Raw genomic sequence first — 17,849 nt, 5'->3', positions numbered from 1 at the left:
AGGATGCCTGCGTCGGACCGCGAGGAGCGTCGGGTCAGGAACGGGAGCCAGCCTCCCGCCACAAAGGGAGCCATGCGGCGGCGAGCGCCAGCACCACGACGACCGGGACCACGAACTCCGCCAGGAGCGACGTCGGTGCGGCGGCCGGCGCCTTGTCGGGCCGGACCACCCAGGAGACGTGCACGACATACTGTACCAGCAGCAGCAGGCTGACTGCCGCGAAACGCCATCGCCGCCATTGCGGCACCAGCGCGAGCCCGATCGCCGCCAGCAGCGCCGGGAGACCAACACCGCCCTCGAGCCAGCCCCAGATTCCCTGGGAGCGCCGCAGATACCAGGCAGCTTCCGGCGGTAGGTCCGCCGCATAGACCACGATGTACTGTACGAAGCGGAGCCAGAGCGTCGCCATGGCGAAGCTCAGTAGCGCCCGCTCGAGCCCAGTGCGTGCCTCTTCGCCAACCGTGCCACCGCGGGCTGCCAGCAGCGTCGCCAGCGCCATGGCGGCGCCCGCCTGCTGCACGACCAGCGTCAGCCCCTGAAGGCTGCCGGCTCCATCGGTGTCTCGCGACAGTGCCCAGTCCTGCATGAACACCGCGCCGGTCAGCACCAGAAGCAGCAGCGCGCCGCCGGCCATGCGGCCCCGCAGCCGCCGGTGGGCCACCATCCGCCCAAGCGCGATCCATAGCAGCAGGACCGCCAGCCCGCGCAACATCAGGAGCCCAGGATCGTACCAGCCAGCGACGGGCGCGGCGGCCCAGGGATACAGGGCGGGGGCGGCGAGCAGCAGCGGCAGTGCCAGGAGCAACAGGATGGGCGCGCCCCGCGCCATGACGGCGAGCGGGGGGCGCAGCGGCTCCAGCCAGGCCTCGCCCAGCAGGTGGCCGACCGCGAGGGCTGCCATGGCCCCCATCGTCAGCCCGGCCGCCAGGATGAAGGCCGGCAGCCAGGCCTGCGCCCACGGCGCGATGAGCGGCGCCATCACTCGCCCCGCAGCGTGGCGATGTAGCGCGCGACCGCCCAGCGTTGCCGCGGGTCCAGCCGGTCCGCGACCGGATGGGCGCCGGCGAGGTTGCCGGCGATCGCCGCCATGGTCCTGTCCACGTCGCCCGGCAGCGGTGGAATAGCGGGGTGGCCGCGGGCGACCACCACGCCGTCGCCCTGCCCTCCGGCGCCGTGGCAGGGGGTGCAGAAGATAGCGTAGCGTTCCGCCCCTTCGGCCAGCAGCGCTGCGTCCACGGGTGGTCCAGGAGGCGCCAGCGCGGCACGGCGGGCGGCCTCTCCACGCGGTATGGCCCCTTCGGGTGCTGCGGAAGGCGGCGGCGGCGGAGCGCTTTCCGGCCAGCCGTCGCAGGCGGCGAGGAGCAACAGCAGAGTGGCCAGCGCGCGGGTCATGCCGCCCGCACCAGGCTTGCGCGCAGCGGGGAGAGGCTGTGCAGGAACACCAGCGCCGCTTGCGGTTCGAAGAGCGGATCCTCCGCCAGCAGATGGAGGAAGTAGCGGTCCTGGCTGGCGCGATGGATGCTCCGCGCGAAGAAGACCGGATGATGCAGCCGTGGCAATCCGTTCAGCCACAGCATGCCGAGCAGCGCCGCCGCCGCCGCCCAGAGCACCCCGACGATATAGGCCGCGGGCAGGAAGACGGGCCAGGCCTGCGGCGGCCGACCGCCGACATTCAGCGGATAGTCGTGCACCGAGAGATACCATTGTGTCCCAAAGGCGATCGCCGCCCCGGCGAGCCCGGATGCGAGGGCGATCCAGCCGACCGGCGCCGCATGCGCGCCAAGTGCGACCGCTGCCTCGGGCACCGGATGCGGCGCATGCGCTTCCATCCTCGACCAGCCGGCCGCGCGGGCGTGGCGGATGGCGGCGACCATGCGATCCGCGTCACCGAACTCGGCGATGGCGCCGTAGGGGGAGGGAGCGCTCATCGCTGCTCCTCCAAAGCCTGGGCCTCCGTCTCCTCATGGCGGATCTCGAACATCGCCACCACCGGAATGACCCGGCCGAACAGCAGCAGCACGAGAGCGAAGAGTGCGGCGCTGCCACCCAGCAGTGCCCATTCGGCCGGCGTCGGTACATAGGGCACGGCGTGCACCGGCAGATGGTCGCGCAGCAGGCCGCCCACCAACAGCGACCAACGGTCGAGCCAGACGCCCGCCGCAGCCAGCATGCCGACCGGTATGACCACCCAGTCCTTCATGCGGAGGTCGCGCCGCCAGAGCACCTGCGGCAGCAGCGCCCCGAGCACCACCGCGCCCCAGTAGGACAACGCGCCGGCGCCAGAGATGCGCGCCAGGAACGCTTCGCGCGGCGCGCCGTCGGCAATCAGCAGCCCGTTCACCAGCTCATGCACATAGGCCGCGCCCGAGGCCAGGGCGGCGCAGGCCAGCAGCCGCGCCAGCAGATCCATGTCCACCGCATCGATGATGCGCTCTAGCGACAGCGCGCGCCGCAGCACCGCTGCCATGGCCAGCACCACGCCGAGGCCCGCGGGCAGACCGGTCACCACCAGGTGCACCGGCAGCCGGGCCTCGTGCCAGGCGGGCACGAGCGTGGCGGCGAATTCGAGCGCCACCACGGTCTGCGCCGAGAGCAGCAGTGGCAGCACCAGCGCTGCCACCAGCCGGTAAGCCGCCTGGTGCCGGTGCCAGTGGACGACCGAGCCGCGCCAGCCGAGCGCCGCCAGCCCGTAGGCGCGGGCAAGCCTGCGGCGGCCCTGCGTTGCCGCGCGGTCGCGCAGCGTCGCGAGATCGGGGATCAGCCCGATGAACCAGAACAGCGAGGTGACCACGACATGCGCCATGATGCCCCAGAAGTCCCATACCAACGGGCTGCCGAATTGTGGCCAGAGGCCGGTCGTCGCGGGATAGGGGATGGTCCAGTAGAACAGCCAGGGCCGGCCGAGATGCAGGATCGGATAGAGTGCGGCGGCCAGCACGGCGGCCAGCGCCACGGCCTCGGCGAAGCGGTTGACGGCGGTGCGCAGGTTGTGCCGTCGCAACACCAGCACGGCGGCGAACAGACTCGCGGCATTGGCGATGCCGATCCACCAGGCATAGGCGATCAGGTCGAAGCCCCAGACGAAGGGGATGTTGTTTCCCCAGACACCCACGCCCAGCACGAGGAGCGCGGCGATTGCCGCGCCCAGCACCGCGACACCGGCAAGGGAGAGCAGGATGCCGACGCCAAAGCCCCAGCCGCCCGGCCGCAGCGCTGCGGCGACGACCGGCGCGGTCGAGGTGCTCATGTCGTATCGCCGGGCACGACAGGCGCGAGGTAGGTGGTGCGCGGCCGCGTGCCGAGATGCTCCAGCAGCGCGTAGCTGCGCCCGTCCCGTCGCTGGGCCGCGACCGCACTGTCGTCAGCGTTGAGGTCGCCGAAGGTGATGGCCTGGGTTGGACAGGCGCGCTGGCAGGCGGTCTCGATCTCGCCGTCGCGCAGGGCGCGGCCCTCGACCGCGGCTGCGCTGCGCGCGGCCGAAATGCGGTGGCTGCAATAGGTGCATTTCTCCATCACCCCGCGCGGGCGCAGCGGCACCTCCACGTTGCGGCGCGCCGTATCCAGGCTGGGGCGGTGATCGTTCCAATTGAAGCGGCGAACCTTGTAGGGGCAGTTGTTCGAGCAGGTGCGCGTGCCGATGCAGCGCGCATGGACCATCACGTTCAGCCCCTCATTGTCGTGCACGGTGGCGTTGACCGGACAGACCGGTTCGCAGGGGGCCTTCTCGCAGTGCATGCAGGGCACCGGCTGGAAGCTTGCGGCTGGCGCCTGCGGATGGTCGTGGCGGTCGATGCGCAGCCAGTGCATGCCGCGGCCACGCGCCAACTCCGCGGGTCCTACGACCGGGACGTTGTTCTCCGCCTGACAGGCGACGGCGCAGGCGTTGCAGCCGATGCAGGCATCGACGTCGATCACCATGGCCCAGGCGCGGCCGGGCTGCGGCCACGACGGATGCAGGGAGGCCTGCGGGGTGATCGGCGGCAACTCCTCCCCAGCGCGCAGCCTCGGCACCGCCCCCGATCCGTCCGGCCGGTGCGGCGGGGCAGTGGCGACCAGCGCGGCGCGCCGCCCGGTCGGTCGCACTTCGAGGCCGCCGGCCAACCAGGCGCCGTCGGCCGGGCGCAGGAGATTGGCATCGAAGCCGCGCTCCGAGCCGACCGCACCCGCTGCCGCCCGGCCCCCGCCCAGCGGCAGCGTGACGCAGCCGGGCGCCTGGCCGGGCGTAGGCCAGCAGGCGGCAAGCACCCGGCGGCCATCGAGGATCAGTTCCACCTCATCGCCGGGGGAGAGGGCGAGCCGCTCGGCAGTCTGCGGGTCGAACAGGGCGGCATTGCCCCAGGCGATCCCGGTCATGGGGCGTGGCATCTCCTGCAACCAGGCGTTCTGGGCGTCTTCGCGCAGACCGGGATCAGGGGCGAATATGGCGGTAAGGCCAGTTGATGGTGGGCGGCCCGGCCGATCCCATCCGGGATCCAGCGGCGGTGCGATAGCCGGGGCAGGCCCCCCGGCGGTGCCGGTCTCCAGCGCCTCGGCCCAGCGCGATTCGAAGCTCTCCTCCCCCCAGACATCGCGCCAAGTGGCGGTGACCGCCGCGCGGGCCGTGAGCGGCGTGCCGAGCAGGGCGCTCAGCAGCGACGCTTCTTCGTACGCGACTTCGACCAACGGCCGCGTCACCGGCTGACGAATGGCCGGCGTACCGTCGAAGGCGCGGGAATCCCCCCACGCTTCGAGCGGATGGCGCAGCGGCACGTGCCAGTGGCAGCGTTGCGCTGTCTCATCGAACCAGAGTCCGGCATGCAAGGTGACGCCGACGCGGCGCAATGCATCGGCAAAGCCAAGCGCTGCCGGGGCTTCCTGGACCGGATTGGAGCCGAGAATGAGGAGATGCGTCACCTGGCCGGCCACCATGTCCGCCACGAGCGCGGCGAGCGAGGCCGTCATCCGCTCCGGGCGGGCCATTGGCGGGGCGGTCAGCCGCAGCGCGGTGCCGGCGGCGCCCAGCGTGTGGTTCATGGCGTGCGCCAGCGCGTGAACCGCCGGCGACTGACCGCGTCCGGCCAAGACCAGGCCGGCCTGGCCTGCCGATCGTAGCGCCTCCGCGACCCCCGCCGCCGCCGCATGTGAGCCGGAGGATGCCAAACCCGGCACGCCGAGCGTCGCGGCCACGGCACGGGCGAAGGACTCGGCCTCGGCCGGGTGCAGCGGGATCCGGCGATCGGCGCGGGCGCCGGTCAGGCTGGGCGAGGCCTCTGCGACAAACAGATGCGGCAGCGCACCGGCGGCGCGGCCGTTGCGACGCGCGACGCTCCAGTCCCGCGCCTGCCGCAATTGCGCCGGTCCGGGCCCGAGCGGATCAGCGCCGAGGCACAGGACCGCGCGCGCGCGGGCGAGGTCCGGAAGGACGGCGACCGGCCGCCCGAAGGCCGCGAGCGAGCCATCCAGCGCCGCGTCGTCGGCCAGTGGATCGCATCGATGCCAACGGGCGCCAGGATAGAGGTTCAGCACCTCCCCGATCAGCCGTGCCAGGGTGGGCGAAGCGAGCGGCCCGGTCAGCAGCCGCAGCCCGGCGCCGTCAGGCGGCAGCGCGTCGCGAGCGGCGGCGAGAGCGGCGTTGAGTTGCCGGGGCATCTGCGGGGCGCCATCGTGGCGAATCCGCTGGGACCTTTCGGGGTCGTGCAGCGAGAGCACAGCCGCCTCGGCGAAGATGTCGGTGGCGCCGAGACTCGCCGGGTGCTGCGGATTGCCCTCGATCTTGACCGCGTGACCGCCGCGCGTGCGCACCAGTACGCCCCGACCGAGCCCTTCCAGATCCAGCACGCTGGCGTAGCTCGCCGCCTCCTGTTCCGTGCCGCGCGCTCTCGCGTGCAGCGGATGGCCATGCTCCTCCGGCCCGTCGCAGCCAGCGGCGGCGAGCGCGACGCTGGCGCTCATCAGCAGAGCATCGCGACGGCGTGGTTGGCTCACCGGTGGCATGTCGAGCAATTCGTAAGCGCCGAGACCGAGACGCCCTGATGGAGCACCGGATGCGCGGCGAGGCCGAAGCGAGGCTCCGGCGGCGGACCGGACGACGCGTCACGAGTGAAGACATGTTCGACCGGGCCCTGGCGCGGTGCCGGGTCGCGGTGGCAGTCGATGCACCAGCCCATCGACAGGGGCTCGGCTTTGACAGTGCGAGGCATCTCCCAGACTTGCCCGTGGCAGGTCTGGCACGTGACGCCCGCCTGCACATGCGCGCCGTGGTGGAAGCGGACATGCTCCGGCAAGCGATGCGTCGAAGCCCAGGTGACGGGCGTGTCCTGTGCGAGCGCCGTGGCGAGCGGCGCGAACTGCGCGGTCACGTTCCAGACTCGCGTGTGGCACGCGAGGCAGGTCTCGGCAGTCGGCATGCCAGCCTGGGGGCCGGTTTCCACGGCGGCATGGCAAAAGCGGCAATCGAGGCCCAGGCCGCCGGCATGGACGGCATGGCTGAACGGGATCGGCTGAGACGCCGGCTGGCCAAGTGCCCACACGCCACCGAACCGCGCGTGCGCGAACGCCACAACCGACGCCAGCAACGTGGCCGCGAGGGCCGCCAGCATCGCCATCCGCAGCAGGCGATCGGCCCTCGAGGAGAAGATTTGTGGCATTGCCACTCCCGGCCTGCCAAGTGACTGACGACCAAACGCTAACGCCAGCCGCGGAGGGCGGTTGCCGGCGGCAGGGTGATGGACGGGGAGAGTGGCGGCGCACGGCGCGTGGGCCGCTGATGTCGTTCCGGTTGCCAGGTTCGCGTAAGGGGCCGGTCGGGAGGAGTGCCCCGGGGTTAGCCGATACGAGACAACGGGCGGATTGCGAACAAAACGGGAAACTGAGAGACTTGGCGGCGCGATGTTCCGATTCACTTCATGACCGCGGCCTATCTCGAACGGTTGAATCCCGACCAGCGGCGCGCGGTGGAGTTCGGGCTGGGGGCGGGCAACCTGTTCCCGGGCCCGCTGCTGGTCATTGCCGGCGCCGGATCGGGCAAGACCAACACCATCGCGCATCGCGTGGCGCATCTGCTGGTGAACGGCGCCGACCCGGACCGCATCCTGCTGATGACGTTTTCCCGCCGGGCGGCGAGCGACCTCACGCGCCGGGCCGAAGCGATCTGCCGGCAGGTCATGGGTGAGCGCGCCGGCATCCTGGCCGCGGGCCTGCCCTGGGCCGGCACGTTCCACAGCATCGGTGTCCGGTTGCTGCGTGACTATGCGGATCAGATCGGCCTGATGCCGGACTTCTCGATCCATGATCGCGAGGATTCCGCCGACCTCATGAATCTGGCCCGTGACGACCTCGGCTACTCACGGATGGAGCGCCGGTTTCCGACGAAGGCGACCTGCCTCGAGATCTATTCCCGGGTCGTCAACAGCGGCGCCGCCTTGGCCGATGTGCTGAAGGAGGCCTTTCCATGGTGTGCATCCTGGGACGGCGAACTCCGGACCCTGTTCGCGGCCTATGTCGACGCGAAGCAGGCGCAGGGCGTGCTCGATTTCGACGACCTGCTGCTCTACTGGGCGCGGATGCAGGCCGACCCGGGCCTCGCGGTGCAGATTGGCGCGCGCTTCGATCACGTGCTGGTGGATGAGTACCAGGACACCAATCGCCTCCAGGCCAGCATCCTGTTGACGATGAAGCCGGATGGGCGCGGCCTGACGGTGGTGGGGGACGATGCGCAGTCGATCTACGGCTTCCGCGCCGCGACGGTGCGCAACATCCTCGGCTTCCCGGCCGCCTTCGACCCACCGGCGGAGATCGTCACGCTGGATCGCAATTACCGATCGACGAAGCCGATTCTCGATGCCGCGAACGCCGTCATCGGATTCGCGAAGGAGAGGTTCACGAAGAACCTCTGGACGGATCGCACGGGAGCGGCGCGGCCGGAGCTGGTCACGGTACGCGACGACATGGAGCAGGCGCGGTTCATTGCGACCCAGGTGCTCGAGAACCGGGAGGCGGGCGCGACGCTGAAGCAGCAGGCCGTGCTGTTCCGCACGGCGAGCCACAGCGCGGTCCTCGAGGTCGAGTTGACGCGCCGGCGCATACCCTTCGTGAAGTTCGGGGGGCTGAAGTTCCTGGACAGCGCGCATGTGAAGGATGTGCTGGCGCTGCTGCGCTTCGCGCAGAATCCGCGCGACCTCGTTGCGGGCTTCCGCGTCATGCTGCTGGTGCCGGGTGCAGGGCCGGCGACGGCACGGCGCGCCTTGGCGGTGATGAGCACGGCGCCCGATCCGATCGGTGCGCTAGCCGAGTTCCCCGCGCCGTCGCGCATCGGGGAGGAATGGCAAGGTCTCGTCGCCCTATTGACCGCGCTGCGTGGCCGCGCATCGGCGTGGCCGACGGAACTCGATATCGTGCGTGCCTGGTATGAGCCCGTGCTGGAGCGCCAGCATGATGACGCATCGACGCGGCTTGCGGACCTGCTTCAGTTGCAGGGCATCGCCGCGGGCTATCCCTCGCGCGAGCGGTTCCTGACCGAACTGACCCTCGACCCGCCGGCGGCGACCAGCGACAAATCGGGCGTCCCGTCGCTCGACAACGACTACCTGGTCCTGTCGACGATCCATTCGGCGAAGGGGCAGGAGTGGCGGTCGGTCTTCCTGCTGAACGCCGTCGATGGCTGCATGCCGTCCGATCTCGGTACCGGCACGACGGCAGACATCGAGGAAGAGCGTCGGCTGCTCTATGTCGCGATGACGCGCGCGAAGGACAGCCTGCATCTGATCCTGCCTCAGCGCTTCTACACGCATTCGCAGCGAGCCAAGGGCGATCGGCACGTCTACGCGTCACGCACCCGCTTCATTCCTCGCGAGATCCTCGATCACTTCGACTATGTGAGCTGGCCGGGGTGCCGGGACGTCTCGTCCGCTGTCCGGCCTGCCGCCGGCCCGCGTATCGATATCGCGGCCCAGATGCGAAGCATGTGGCGGTGAGATTGGCGGGGCGCTGCTTTGGCCGCACTGCGCCGAAGCGGCCGCTACGGTGCTGCGAGACTGCGGTGGCTTCCATTCAGCGGGGCCGCGTCACTGATGTGATAGGCCCCGCGCGCTTCGAGGGGCAATTCGCGCGTCGGAGCTTGCTGCCGTACTGGGCGAAAGCGCATGAGCGCCGCGAAGATTCCCGGGATGGCCGACGGCGACGTGGCGGCTAGGGAGCGGTCCACGCCGCGATCCGCGAGGCATCCGATGAGCCGGGTGCCGACCGTGAGGCTCATGCCATGAGATCAAGGGCATCGCGGCAATGGATCAGCGAGACCCTGCGCGGCGTCGCGCATGAAGGCGGTGAACACTCCGCCCGATTCCCGTGGCCGACGTGCTGGCGCTGCTCCCTGTGGTCGTCTGGCATTCCGGGTGGAATGCCAGCGCCAATAACCCCGCGTGTTTCCACCTCATCCAGTCGCCAACCGACAGCAGCTTCGATTCTCCGAAAGCTGCTTCGTCCGCCGCAGCGGCTACGGTTCCTCGATCGCGATTTCCTCGGGCAGATCCGACCACTCCTCATCGTTCGCCCGGTCGCCGGTCGTCCACATCAAGACCGCGAACCGGCCAGGCTGATCCAAAGGACGCAGGGGGTGATGCCAGGTCCCTAGTCGGTAATTGACTGCCTGGTCGCCGCGGACAAGGAACGCCCGAAGCTTTGCGGGGTCGGGCCTGCCCCCCTTGTCGGGTGCGACCATCACCACCCATCGCGAGACATCCATCGGAACGAAGCACTGGGATGTCCGGTTGTGCCGCTCCATCTTCGTCGCCGTCAGCGGCAGCGACCAAGGCGCGGCGTTGTTGAAGGACAGGCGCGGCTGCACGGCTCCGTCCAATCCCTGCAATGAGCCGGCCAGCGACAGCCTTTCGCCGGCTGCCGGCGGTTCGACGACATCGCCGAACGGTGCGAAGGCCTCCGCCGTCAGAGGTTCCAGGTGCAGGACGCGGGTCACGAGCCCACCTTCGCGATCTGTTCCATCCCGGGCTTGTAGGGGAAGGTCTTGCGCCAATGCTCGGCGATGTCGATTCGGCGGGCGATCCACACGCGGTCATGCGACTGGATGTAGTCGAGGAAGCGCGCCAGCCCGATCGCGCGCGCCGGGTGGCCGATGGTGCGCATGTGCAGGCCGCAGGACATCATCTTCGGCTGCGTCTCGCCTTCCTCGTACAGCATGTCGAACTGGTCGCGCAGGAAGGTGAAGTAGTCATCCGCGGTCGCGAACATGCCGCGGTTGAACTTGCTGTCATTGGTGACGAGCGAATAGGGCACCACCAGTCGCGGCTCGCCATCCTGCAGCACCCAGTAGGGCAATTCGTCATTGTAGCAGTCGCTGTCGTAAAGGAAGCCGCCTTCCTCCATCAGCAAAGCGCGGGTGTTCACGCTGGGTCCGTAGCGGCAGTACCAGCCATAGGGGCGCTCGCCCATGGTCTTCTGGAGGCTCTGGATCGCGAGCTGGATGTGCTCCCGTTCCTGCTCCCGCGTCAGCTTGAAATGCTCGATCCAGCGCCAGCCATGGCAGCAGATGTCATGACCCGCTTCCTTGATCGCCGCAGCGGCGGGCGGATGGCGTTCCAGCGCCAGCGCACAGGCGAAGATGGTCATGTTGATGTTGCGCTTCTCGAACAGGCGCATGATCCGCCAGAAGCCGACGCGCGACCCGAATTCGAACATGCCTTCCATGGCGAGGTCGCGTTCGCCCTTCGGCACGGGTGATTGCAGCGCCTCGGCGGAGCTGCCTTCCGATCGGCCGTCGCCATCGAGGAAGGAATTCTCGGATCCCTCCTCGTAGTTCATCACGAAGTTGACTGCGACGCGCGCATTGCCCGGCCACTGCGGGTGCGGAGGGTGCTCGCCATAGCCAATCAGGTCGCGAGCGAGGGGGTCGGACATCGACATCTCCAGGACGTTGCAACGCTCAGCCTATCGTCGCATGGGGGCCTGAACAGGTCGGACTTGCCGATAATTCGACCATCGAGAGCAGCGGATGCACTGCGGTCGATCAAACCTGTCACGGTTGCTTGAATTAGCGGCAGCAAGCCGGGTGACACACGGCGCCCGCCATTCGTAGGCTTTCCTCGTCACGTGCCGGGGATGCGCATGAAACCTGATCCTGTTGTTATGGTCGCGCCGCGCCAGATGGTGATCGGCTGATGCCGCGGCCGTTCCACCTCGGTTGGTTCGTCGGCAACAGCTTCGGCGTCCATGGCTGGAACCAGCCCTGGACCGGGCGCTCCGCGCGCGACTGGGCAAAGCCCGATCTGCAGATCGATCTCGCCCGCGCTATCGAGCGCGCATGCTTCGACTTCCTGATGATGGAAGACTCACTCTTCGTCCCGGACAACTACGGCGGATCCACTCAGTTCTACCTTGAGCGTGCGCTGCGAGCCCCGAAGAACGACCCGATGCCGCTCGTCTCGGTGCTTGCCTACCTGACGAAGAATCTCGGCATCGTGCCGACGATCTCCACCTCCTTCTATCCGCCCTATCTGCTGGCACGGCAGGTCGCCACGCTCGACCTGATGTCGGAGGGTCGGATCGGCTGCAACTTCGTCACGTCGACCGCGGAGCGCGCCGCGCAGAATTTCGGCATGGACGCTCACCTCGAACACCACGCGCGCTACGAGATGGCCGCCGAGTTCGTCGATGTCGTCAAGCAGCTCTGGGGCTCCTGGGAGCCCGACGCGGTGGTGATGGATGAGGAGCGCGGCATCTTTGTCGATCCATGCAAAGTGCGCACGGTGGACTACAAGGGGCGCTTTTTCGCCTCCCGCGGTCCACTGAACACGGCGCGCTCGCCGCAGGGTCAGCCGGTGCTGATGCAGGCAGGCGGTTCGCCCCAGGGCCGCGCCTTCGCCGCCAAGCACATCGACGTGGTGCTCGCGGCCTTCAACTCGGTACCGGAGATGAAGGCCTTCCGCGCCGACATGCGCAAGCGCGTCGCCGCCGAGGGCCGCGATCCCGACAGTTGCAAGGTCGTGTTCATGATGATGCCGACCCTCGGCGAGACCGAGCAGGAGGCAAAGGAGCGCCTGCAGCGCAAGCTGGCCGCGAAGGATGCGGCGCCCGAGGTGGTGCTGGCCGGCATGTCCAGCCTGACCGATATCGACTTCGCGCAGTTCGATCTCGACACGCCGCTCGCCGAACTCACGACGAACGGTCAGCAGGGCACGCTGCGCCAATTCCTCGCCCAGGGCAGCACCCTGCGCGAGATCGTGCGCAACTACAGCCATGGCTACGATCGCATCTGCGGCACGCCGGATTCCGTCGCGTCGCAGATGATCGACATCATCGAGGAGGTCGGCGGCGACGGCTACATCATAGCCGGTCCGCTCAACCGCCGCTACGTCATGGAGGTGACCGAAGGTCTCGTCCCGGTGCTGCAGAAGCGCGGCGCGGTGCGCTCGGCCTACAGCCACGCGCATTTCCGCGACAACATGATGGAATTCTAGGAAGGATGGCCGCGCGATGATCCGGCTGATCCTGCAGCGGCTGCTCTGGGCGCTGCCGGTCGCGCTCGGGGTCGTCACCATCACCTTCATCACGGCGCGGTTGTTCGGCGGAGATCCCACCGAGCTATTCGCGCCGCCGGAGGCGACCGACGAACTCCGTGCGCAGATCCGCGAAAGGCTCGGCCTCGCCGATCCGATGTGGATGCAGTATCTGCGCTACCTGGCCGACGTCGCGCGCTTCGATTTCGGCATCTCGTTCTCGACCAACCAGGCCGTTTCGACGGATCTGACGGAGCGCCTGCCAGCGACGCTCGAACTCGGCCTGACGGGCCTCGGCCTCGGCGCCCTGATCGGCATTCCGCTCGGCGTCTTCGCGGCGGTGAAGCGGGAACGCGTACCGGACTTCCTGGTCCGCGGCTTCACGCTGGCCGGCATGGCGCTGCCGCAGTTCTGGATCGGCCTGGTGTTGATCTGGATCTTCTTCGTCACCCTCGGCTGGTTCCCTGGGCCCGTGGGGCGCCTGCCGATCGAGGTTAGGCCGCCGGAACCCATCACCGGCTTCATGCTGATTGATCTGGCGCTGCTGGGCGACTGGTCATCGTGGCGGCTGGCACTGTGGCAGCTCGTCCTGCCGGCAGTCACCCTCGCCATCGCATCTATGGCCCCGATCGCGCGCGTCACGCGCGCCTCGATGGTGGAGGCCTTGCAGAGCGACTACATCCGCACCGCCGTCGCGATGGGTCATGGCGAGCGCGTGCTGTGGTTCCGCTACGCCCTGCGCAACGCCTTGCTGCCCGTCATCACCCTGATCGGCGTGCTGGCCGGGAACGTGTTCGGCGGCGCCGTGCTGCTGGAATCGATCTTCGGCTGGCCGGGCCTTGGTCAGTATGCGTTGCAGGCAATCGAAGGGTCCGACTTCGCCGCGCTGCAGGGCTTCGTGATCTATGCGGCGCTGCTCTACGTCATCACCTTCCTGCTGGTCGACGTTCTCTACATCGTCATCGATCCGCGGATGCGCCACGCATGACCCGCGCGCCGCTGGCCTGGTCGATGCGCATCGGCCTCTGCATCCTCGGGGCCTATGTCGCCCTGGCGCTGATATCGCTGGTCTGGACGCCGTATGATCCGCTTTCACCCGGCGTCGGTGACAGCTTCCTGCCGCCAAGCGTGGAGTTCCCCCTCGGAACCGACCGTCTCGGAAGCGACGTGCTGTCGCGGCTGATGGCCGGCACGCAGTACAATCTCGGCATCGCGCTGGTAGCGGTGATCCTGGCGCTGGTGATCGGCAGCGCGCTCGGCGTCGTCGCCGGCTACTATGGCGGTGCGACCGATATCGCGATCTCCCGCAGCGTGGAGATCTTCCAGGCCTTTCCCGGCGTGCTCTTCGCGATGCTTGTGGTGAAGGCCGTCGGGCCCGGTGTGCTGAACATCATCCTCGTGCTGTCCTTCATCGGCATCCCCGACTATGCGCGGCTCGCGCGGGCCGAGGTGCAATCGCGCCGCAACTGGCCCTATGCCGAAGCGGCACGGATGGTCGGCAACCGGTCCTGGCAGGTTGCCTTCCGACACCTGCTGCCGAACAGCATGGGGCCGCTGCTCGCCTTCACCTCGATCAATGCTGCTTTCGTGTCGCTGGTCACGGCGAGCCTCGGCTTCCTCGGCCTCGGCCTCAACCCGAACACGCCGGAGTGGGGCAACATGATCGCGCGCGGCCAGGACGGCGTGATGACGGGCGAATGGTGGGTGTCGTTCTTCCCAGGCCTCGCCATCCTTGGCATGACCGGCGCCTTCTACCTGCTCGGGGACGCGCTGGCCGACCTCGCCGATCCGAGGCGTCGGCGATGAGTTCGCCCTTGCTCGAGATCGAGGGCCTCAGCGGTTCCTTCCGGTCGCCGAACGGCGCGCTGACGCCGGTGCTGCACGATGTCTCCTTTGCGGTCCCTCGCGGCACCGTCACCGCGATCGTCGGCGAGACCGGCAGCGGCAAGTCGCTGACCGCCCTGTCCATCCTCGGCATCCAGCCACCGACCTTCCAGCGTAGCGCCGGGCGCATCCTGTTCGACGGCCGTGACCTGCTCACCCTGAAGCCGGAGGAGATGCGCGGCATTCGCGGCCGCCGCATCAGCATCGTCTTCCAGGATGCGCGCGCCGCGCTGAATCCCGTCTTCACCGTCGGTCGCCAGCTCGCCGACGTGCACCGGCTGCATCACGGCGGTAGTGCCTCCCGCGCCATGAAGCGCACCATCGAGGCGCTGCGCGCCGTCTCCATCCCCGAACCGGAACGCCGCGCGCGTCAGTACCCCCATGAGTTCTCCGGCGGCATGGCGCAGCGCGCGATGATCGCCCTCGCCGCCCTGGTCTGCGAGCCCGAACTGCTGATACTCGATGAACCCACCACCGGCCTCGACGTCACCATCCAGGCGGCGATCATGGAACTGATCGGCGACCTGGTGCGGGAGCGCGGACTGACGGCCTGCCTGATCACTCACGACCTCGGCGTGGTGGCCGAGACCTGCGACCGTGTCGTGGTGATGAATGCCGGCCGCGTCGTCGAGACCGGCACCACCGAAGCGATCTTCACGCGGCCGCGGCAGGACTACACGCGCCGCCTGCTCGCCGCCTCGCAACTCGGCGAGACGCCGGAGATGATCGAGGCATGAGGGCCGAACCGTATGTGGTCCTGCGTACCAGCGGACTGACGAAGCTTTATCCCGTGGGCGGCAGTCGGCGCCTCGTCGCGCTCAGCGGCGTCGACATCGATCTTGCCGAAGGCGAGACGTTGGCCCTGGTCGGCGAGAGCGGCTCGGGCAAGTCCACCTTTGCACGCTGCGCCCTACGCCTGGTCGAACCCAGCGACGGCGACGTGCTGATCAATGGGCGCTCGATCCGCTCGCTCGGTGCGCTCGGCCTAGCGGAGCTCTATGGCGAAGTTCAGATGGTCTTCCAGGACCCGAACGCCTCGCTCAACCCGCGCATGACGGTGCGCCAGGTCGTGCATGAGCCCCTGCGCCTGCATCTGCGCATGCCGTTCGCGAAGCGCGAGAAGCGCGCGATAGAGCTGATGGAGATGGTCGGGCTGACGCCGGCGCATCTCGACCGCTACCCACATGAGCTCAGCGGTGGGCAGCGCCAGCGGGTCGGCATCGCCCGCGCCCTCGCGGCGGAGCCAAACATCGTCATCCTCGACGAACCCACGGCATCGCTCGACGTCTCGGTACGCGGGCAGATGCTCGAGCTGCTCAAGCGTCTCCAGGCCGAGTTGAAGCTCGCCTACCTCTTCATCAGCCACGACCTCCAGGTCGTGCGCCACATGGCTGACCGCGTGGCGGTGATGTATCTCGGCGGCATCGTTGAATCGGGCCGGACGGAAGATGTCTTCGCCCGGCCGCTGCATCCCTATACGCGCGCCCTGCTCTCGGCGGCACCGGTCGCGCGGTGGGGCGTGAAGCGGCAGCGCCTGCGCCTCGCCGGCGAGATCCCGAGCCCGATCGACCCGCCCGATGCCTGCCGCCTGGTCGGCCGCTGCCCGATGCAGCAGCCCGCCTGCACGACGCGGCGACCGCCGCTTATCGACGCCGGTGGGGGCCATGCCGTGGCCTGTCCGGTGGTCCTCGCCTGATGCCGTTCCTCCTCACCAGCACGGGAAGCCTGCCATGACTCTCGATCGCCGACATTTCGCCAAGCTCGCCGTGGCTTCCGGCGCAGCCATCGTGACGGCGCGGGAATCCTTCGCGCAGGGCTCCGGCCAGCGCCCGCTGGTGCATGCCATCCCGGCGGATATCTCCAGCCTCGACCCGGCGGATTCCCGCAGCCAGCAGGATCAGGAGATCGGGGTCAACATCTATGAGCGCCTGGTTCAGATGCGCTTCGACGAGCAGCCCGACGGCACGCTGCAGGCACATCCGACAGAGGTCGTGCCGCAGCTCGCGGAATCCTGGACGGTGGAAGGCCCGGTCATCACCTTCAAGCTGCGGCAGGGCATCAGGTTCCATGGCACCGGCAATCCGATGACCTCGGAGGATGTGCGCTACAGCTTCTCGCGCCTTGTCGGCATTGTCGGCAACGGCCGCAACCAAGCCGGCATCGCCGGCATCTTCAAGCAGGAACAGATCGAAGCGGTCGATCCGCTGACGGTGCGCATCACCTTCACCGACAATCTCGGCACGCCGACCGCGATTCCGGTGGCACTGACCTCGATGAAGTTCTTCCAGTTCGCCATCGTCGATTCCGTGGAGGTGAAGAAGCACGCCACGGCCGCCGACCCCTGGGCGAATGAGTGGATGATGCGCAACGTCGCCACCACCGGCCCCTACTACGTCGCCAACCGCGCGATGGGACAGCAGCTTGAGCTCCGCGCCGTGCCCAACCACTGGTCCGGCCGGCAGCCGCCCTTCGAGCAGGTGATCCTGCGCGTGCGCGGCAATGCCGACCTCGTCTCGCTGATCCGCGGTGGCGTGGTGGACTATGCGGCGGAAGGGCTCAGCGGCCGGCAATACGATGCTCTCGCCGCCGCCGGCTTCCCGGTAATGAACGGCAACACCCCCTCGGTCCTGCGCATCCACATGGCGATGGACAAGGAGCCGTTCACCGATGTGCGCGTGCGCCAGGCGATGCTCTACGCCATGCCGATCGACCGCATCATCCGTACCGCACTGTCGGGCCGCGGGCGGCGGCAGGACTGCTTCTTCAATATGGAAGATATCACCTGCAACAACAGCTTCGCCCGCTACACCTTCGACCCCGACCGCGCGAAGGCGCTGCTGGCGGAAGCAGGGAAGGCCAACTTCGCCTTTGATTTCTGGTACAGCAACGCGCTTCCGTACAACAACGACATCGCCATACTCATCGCCGATGCGTTGAAGGGTATCGGTGTGACCGCCAATCTGCGGCCGACACCGGCGTTGCAGCTTCTCGACGCCTTCCGCAACCGCATCAACGGTCAGAACGAGGAAATGACCGGGATGCTGATGAATGAGGGCGTGATCTGGCTGAATGATCCCTCGACGCTGGCGAACCTCGTCATCGCCTCCAAGACGCCGACCAGCGGCCTGACCAACTGGGCACGCTTTGCCGATGCCGAGGCGGATGCGCTGCATGGGCGGTTTCGGAATTCGGCCGACGCGGCGGCGCGGCGCGATGCGTATCAGGTCATGCAGAACAAGATGGCGGATTCTGCCTCGTCCGGTGTCCCGTTGGTCATGCTGGGCCGGACCATCGTCACCAGCCGGCGGATCACCAGCGTTACCTTCTCGCAGGATCCTTTCGTCCGGTACGCGTATATCCGGCCGCGGAGCTAGCCGCTTAGCCCCGGAAATCTGGCGACGCGGGCCTGCGGAGACGCGCTCAGCTCCCCAACACCGCGTCGGCAGACGTCCGGCGTCGTCCTGCTGCCGCTCGACAGGT

15 protein-coding genes are annotated in these 17,849 nt (G+C 68.5%); 7 read left to right on the top strand and 8 right to left on the bottom strand.

What is annotated here, in order from left to right; translation table 11 throughout:
• Positions 1–34 precede the first annotated feature (34 nt).
• From GXW78_RS11065 to GXW78_RS11040, 6 genes are read right to left on the bottom strand one after another with little or no spacing between them, the layout of a single operon-like run.
• Positions 35–979, bottom strand: a complete 945-nt coding sequence (locus tag GXW78_RS11065; RefSeq protein ID WP_211868724.1) for a hypothetical protein — start codon at positions 977–979, stop codon at positions 35–37.
• The gene (locus tag GXW78_RS11060; RefSeq protein ID WP_211868723.1) at positions 979–1,392 is read right to left on the bottom strand and encodes a c-type cytochrome; all 414 of its coding nucleotides are present in this window, start codon (positions 1,390–1,392) and stop codon (positions 979–981) included. The genes GXW78_RS11065 and GXW78_RS11060 overlap by 1 nt, the downstream gene beginning before the upstream one ends.
• Entirely contained in the window at positions 1,389–1,928 is a 540-nt protein-coding gene (locus GXW78_RS11055) for a DUF3341 domain-containing protein (protein ID WP_211868721.1), read from the bottom strand. The genes GXW78_RS11060 and GXW78_RS11055 overlap by 4 nt, the downstream gene beginning before the upstream one ends.
• Positions 1,925–3,247, bottom strand: a complete 1,323-nt coding sequence (gene nrfD, locus GXW78_RS11050; protein ID WP_211868719.1) for an NrfD/PsrC family molybdoenzyme membrane anchor subunit — start codon at positions 3,245–3,247, stop codon at positions 1,925–1,927. Before nrfD ends, GXW78_RS11055 begins: the two co-directional genes overlap by 4 nt.
• Positions 3,244–5,931, bottom strand: a complete 2,688-nt coding sequence (locus GXW78_RS11045; protein WP_211868718.1) for a 4Fe-4S dicluster domain-containing protein — start codon at positions 5,929–5,931, stop codon at positions 3,244–3,246. Before GXW78_RS11045 ends, nrfD begins: the two co-directional genes overlap by 4 nt.
• A 29-nt stretch (positions 5,932–5,960) precedes the next feature.
• The gene (locus GXW78_RS11040; protein ID WP_211868716.1) at positions 5,961–6,584 is read right to left on the bottom strand and encodes a cytochrome c3 family protein; all 624 of its coding nucleotides are present in this window, start codon (positions 6,582–6,584) and stop codon (positions 5,961–5,963) included.
• Between the two features lie 300 nt (positions 6,585–6,884).
• Here GXW78_RS11040 and GXW78_RS11035 point away from each other — a divergent pair, with 300 nt between their 5' ends.
• Positions 6,885–8,951, top strand: coding sequence for an ATP-dependent helicase (locus GXW78_RS11035; RefSeq protein ID WP_211868714.1), 2,067 nt, complete (start codon positions 6,885–6,887; stop codon positions 8,949–8,951).
• A 518-nt stretch (positions 8,952–9,469) separates the two neighbouring features.
• Here GXW78_RS11035 and GXW78_RS11030 read toward each other — a convergent pair.
• Both GXW78_RS11030 and GXW78_RS11025 read right to left on the bottom strand, forming a co-directional pair.
• Positions 9,470–9,949: an ureidoglycolate lyase gene (locus GXW78_RS11030; protein ID WP_211868712.1), complete on the bottom strand. Its 480-nt coding sequence runs from the start codon at positions 9,947–9,949 to the stop codon at positions 9,470–9,472.
• Positions 9,946–10,887, bottom strand: a complete 942-nt coding sequence (locus GXW78_RS11025; RefSeq protein WP_211868711.1) for an allantoinase PuuE — start codon at positions 10,885–10,887, stop codon at positions 9,946–9,948. Before GXW78_RS11025 ends, GXW78_RS11030 begins: the two co-directional genes overlap by 4 nt.
• Positions 10,888–11,147: 260 nt before the next feature.
• Between GXW78_RS11025 and GXW78_RS11020 the strand changes: the two genes are divergently transcribed.
• The 6 genes from GXW78_RS11020 to GXW78_RS10995 are packed head-to-tail and all read left to right on the top strand — an operon-like array spanning position 11,148 to position 17,743.
• On the top strand, positions 11,148–12,446 hold the full coding sequence (locus GXW78_RS11020; RefSeq protein ID WP_246522041.1) for an NtaA/DmoA family FMN-dependent monooxygenase: 1,299 nt from the start codon (positions 11,148–11,150) through the stop codon (positions 12,444–12,446).
• A 16-nt stretch (positions 12,447–12,462) separates the two neighbouring features.
• The gene (locus tag GXW78_RS11015; protein ID WP_211868710.1) at positions 12,463–13,473 is read left to right on the top strand and encodes an ABC transporter permease; all 1,011 of its coding nucleotides are present in this window, start codon (positions 12,463–12,465) and stop codon (positions 13,471–13,473) included.
• A complete protein-coding gene (locus GXW78_RS11010) occupies positions 13,470–14,291 on the top strand; it encodes an ABC transporter permease (RefSeq protein ID WP_211868709.1) in 822 nt (273 codons plus the stop codon). Before GXW78_RS11015 ends, GXW78_RS11010 begins: the two co-directional genes overlap by 4 nt.
• Entirely contained in the window at positions 14,288–15,106 is an 819-nt protein-coding gene (locus tag GXW78_RS11005; protein ID WP_211868708.1) for an ABC transporter ATP-binding protein, read from the top strand. The genes GXW78_RS11010 and GXW78_RS11005 overlap by 4 nt, the downstream gene beginning before the upstream one ends.
• On the top strand, positions 15,103–16,065 hold the full coding sequence (locus GXW78_RS11000) for an ABC transporter ATP-binding protein (RefSeq protein ID WP_211868707.1): 963 nt from the start codon (positions 15,103–15,105) through the stop codon (positions 16,063–16,065). Before GXW78_RS11005 ends, GXW78_RS11000 begins: the two co-directional genes overlap by 4 nt.
• Before the next feature lie 34 nt (positions 16,066–16,099).
• Positions 16,100–17,743 (top strand): ABC transporter substrate-binding protein, encoded by a 1,644-nt coding sequence (locus GXW78_RS10995; RefSeq protein WP_211868706.1) that lies wholly within the window; start codon positions 16,100–16,102, stop codon positions 17,741–17,743.
• Positions 17,744–17,849 lie beyond the last annotated feature (106 nt).

The organism is Neoroseomonas terrae (genome assembly GCF_018129025.1).
In the GTDB taxonomy this organism is placed as follows: domain Bacteria; phylum Pseudomonadota; class Alphaproteobacteria; order Acetobacterales; family Acetobacteraceae; genus Neoroseomonas; species Neoroseomonas terrae.
This window is presented reverse-complemented; position numbering and strand designations above follow the sequence as displayed.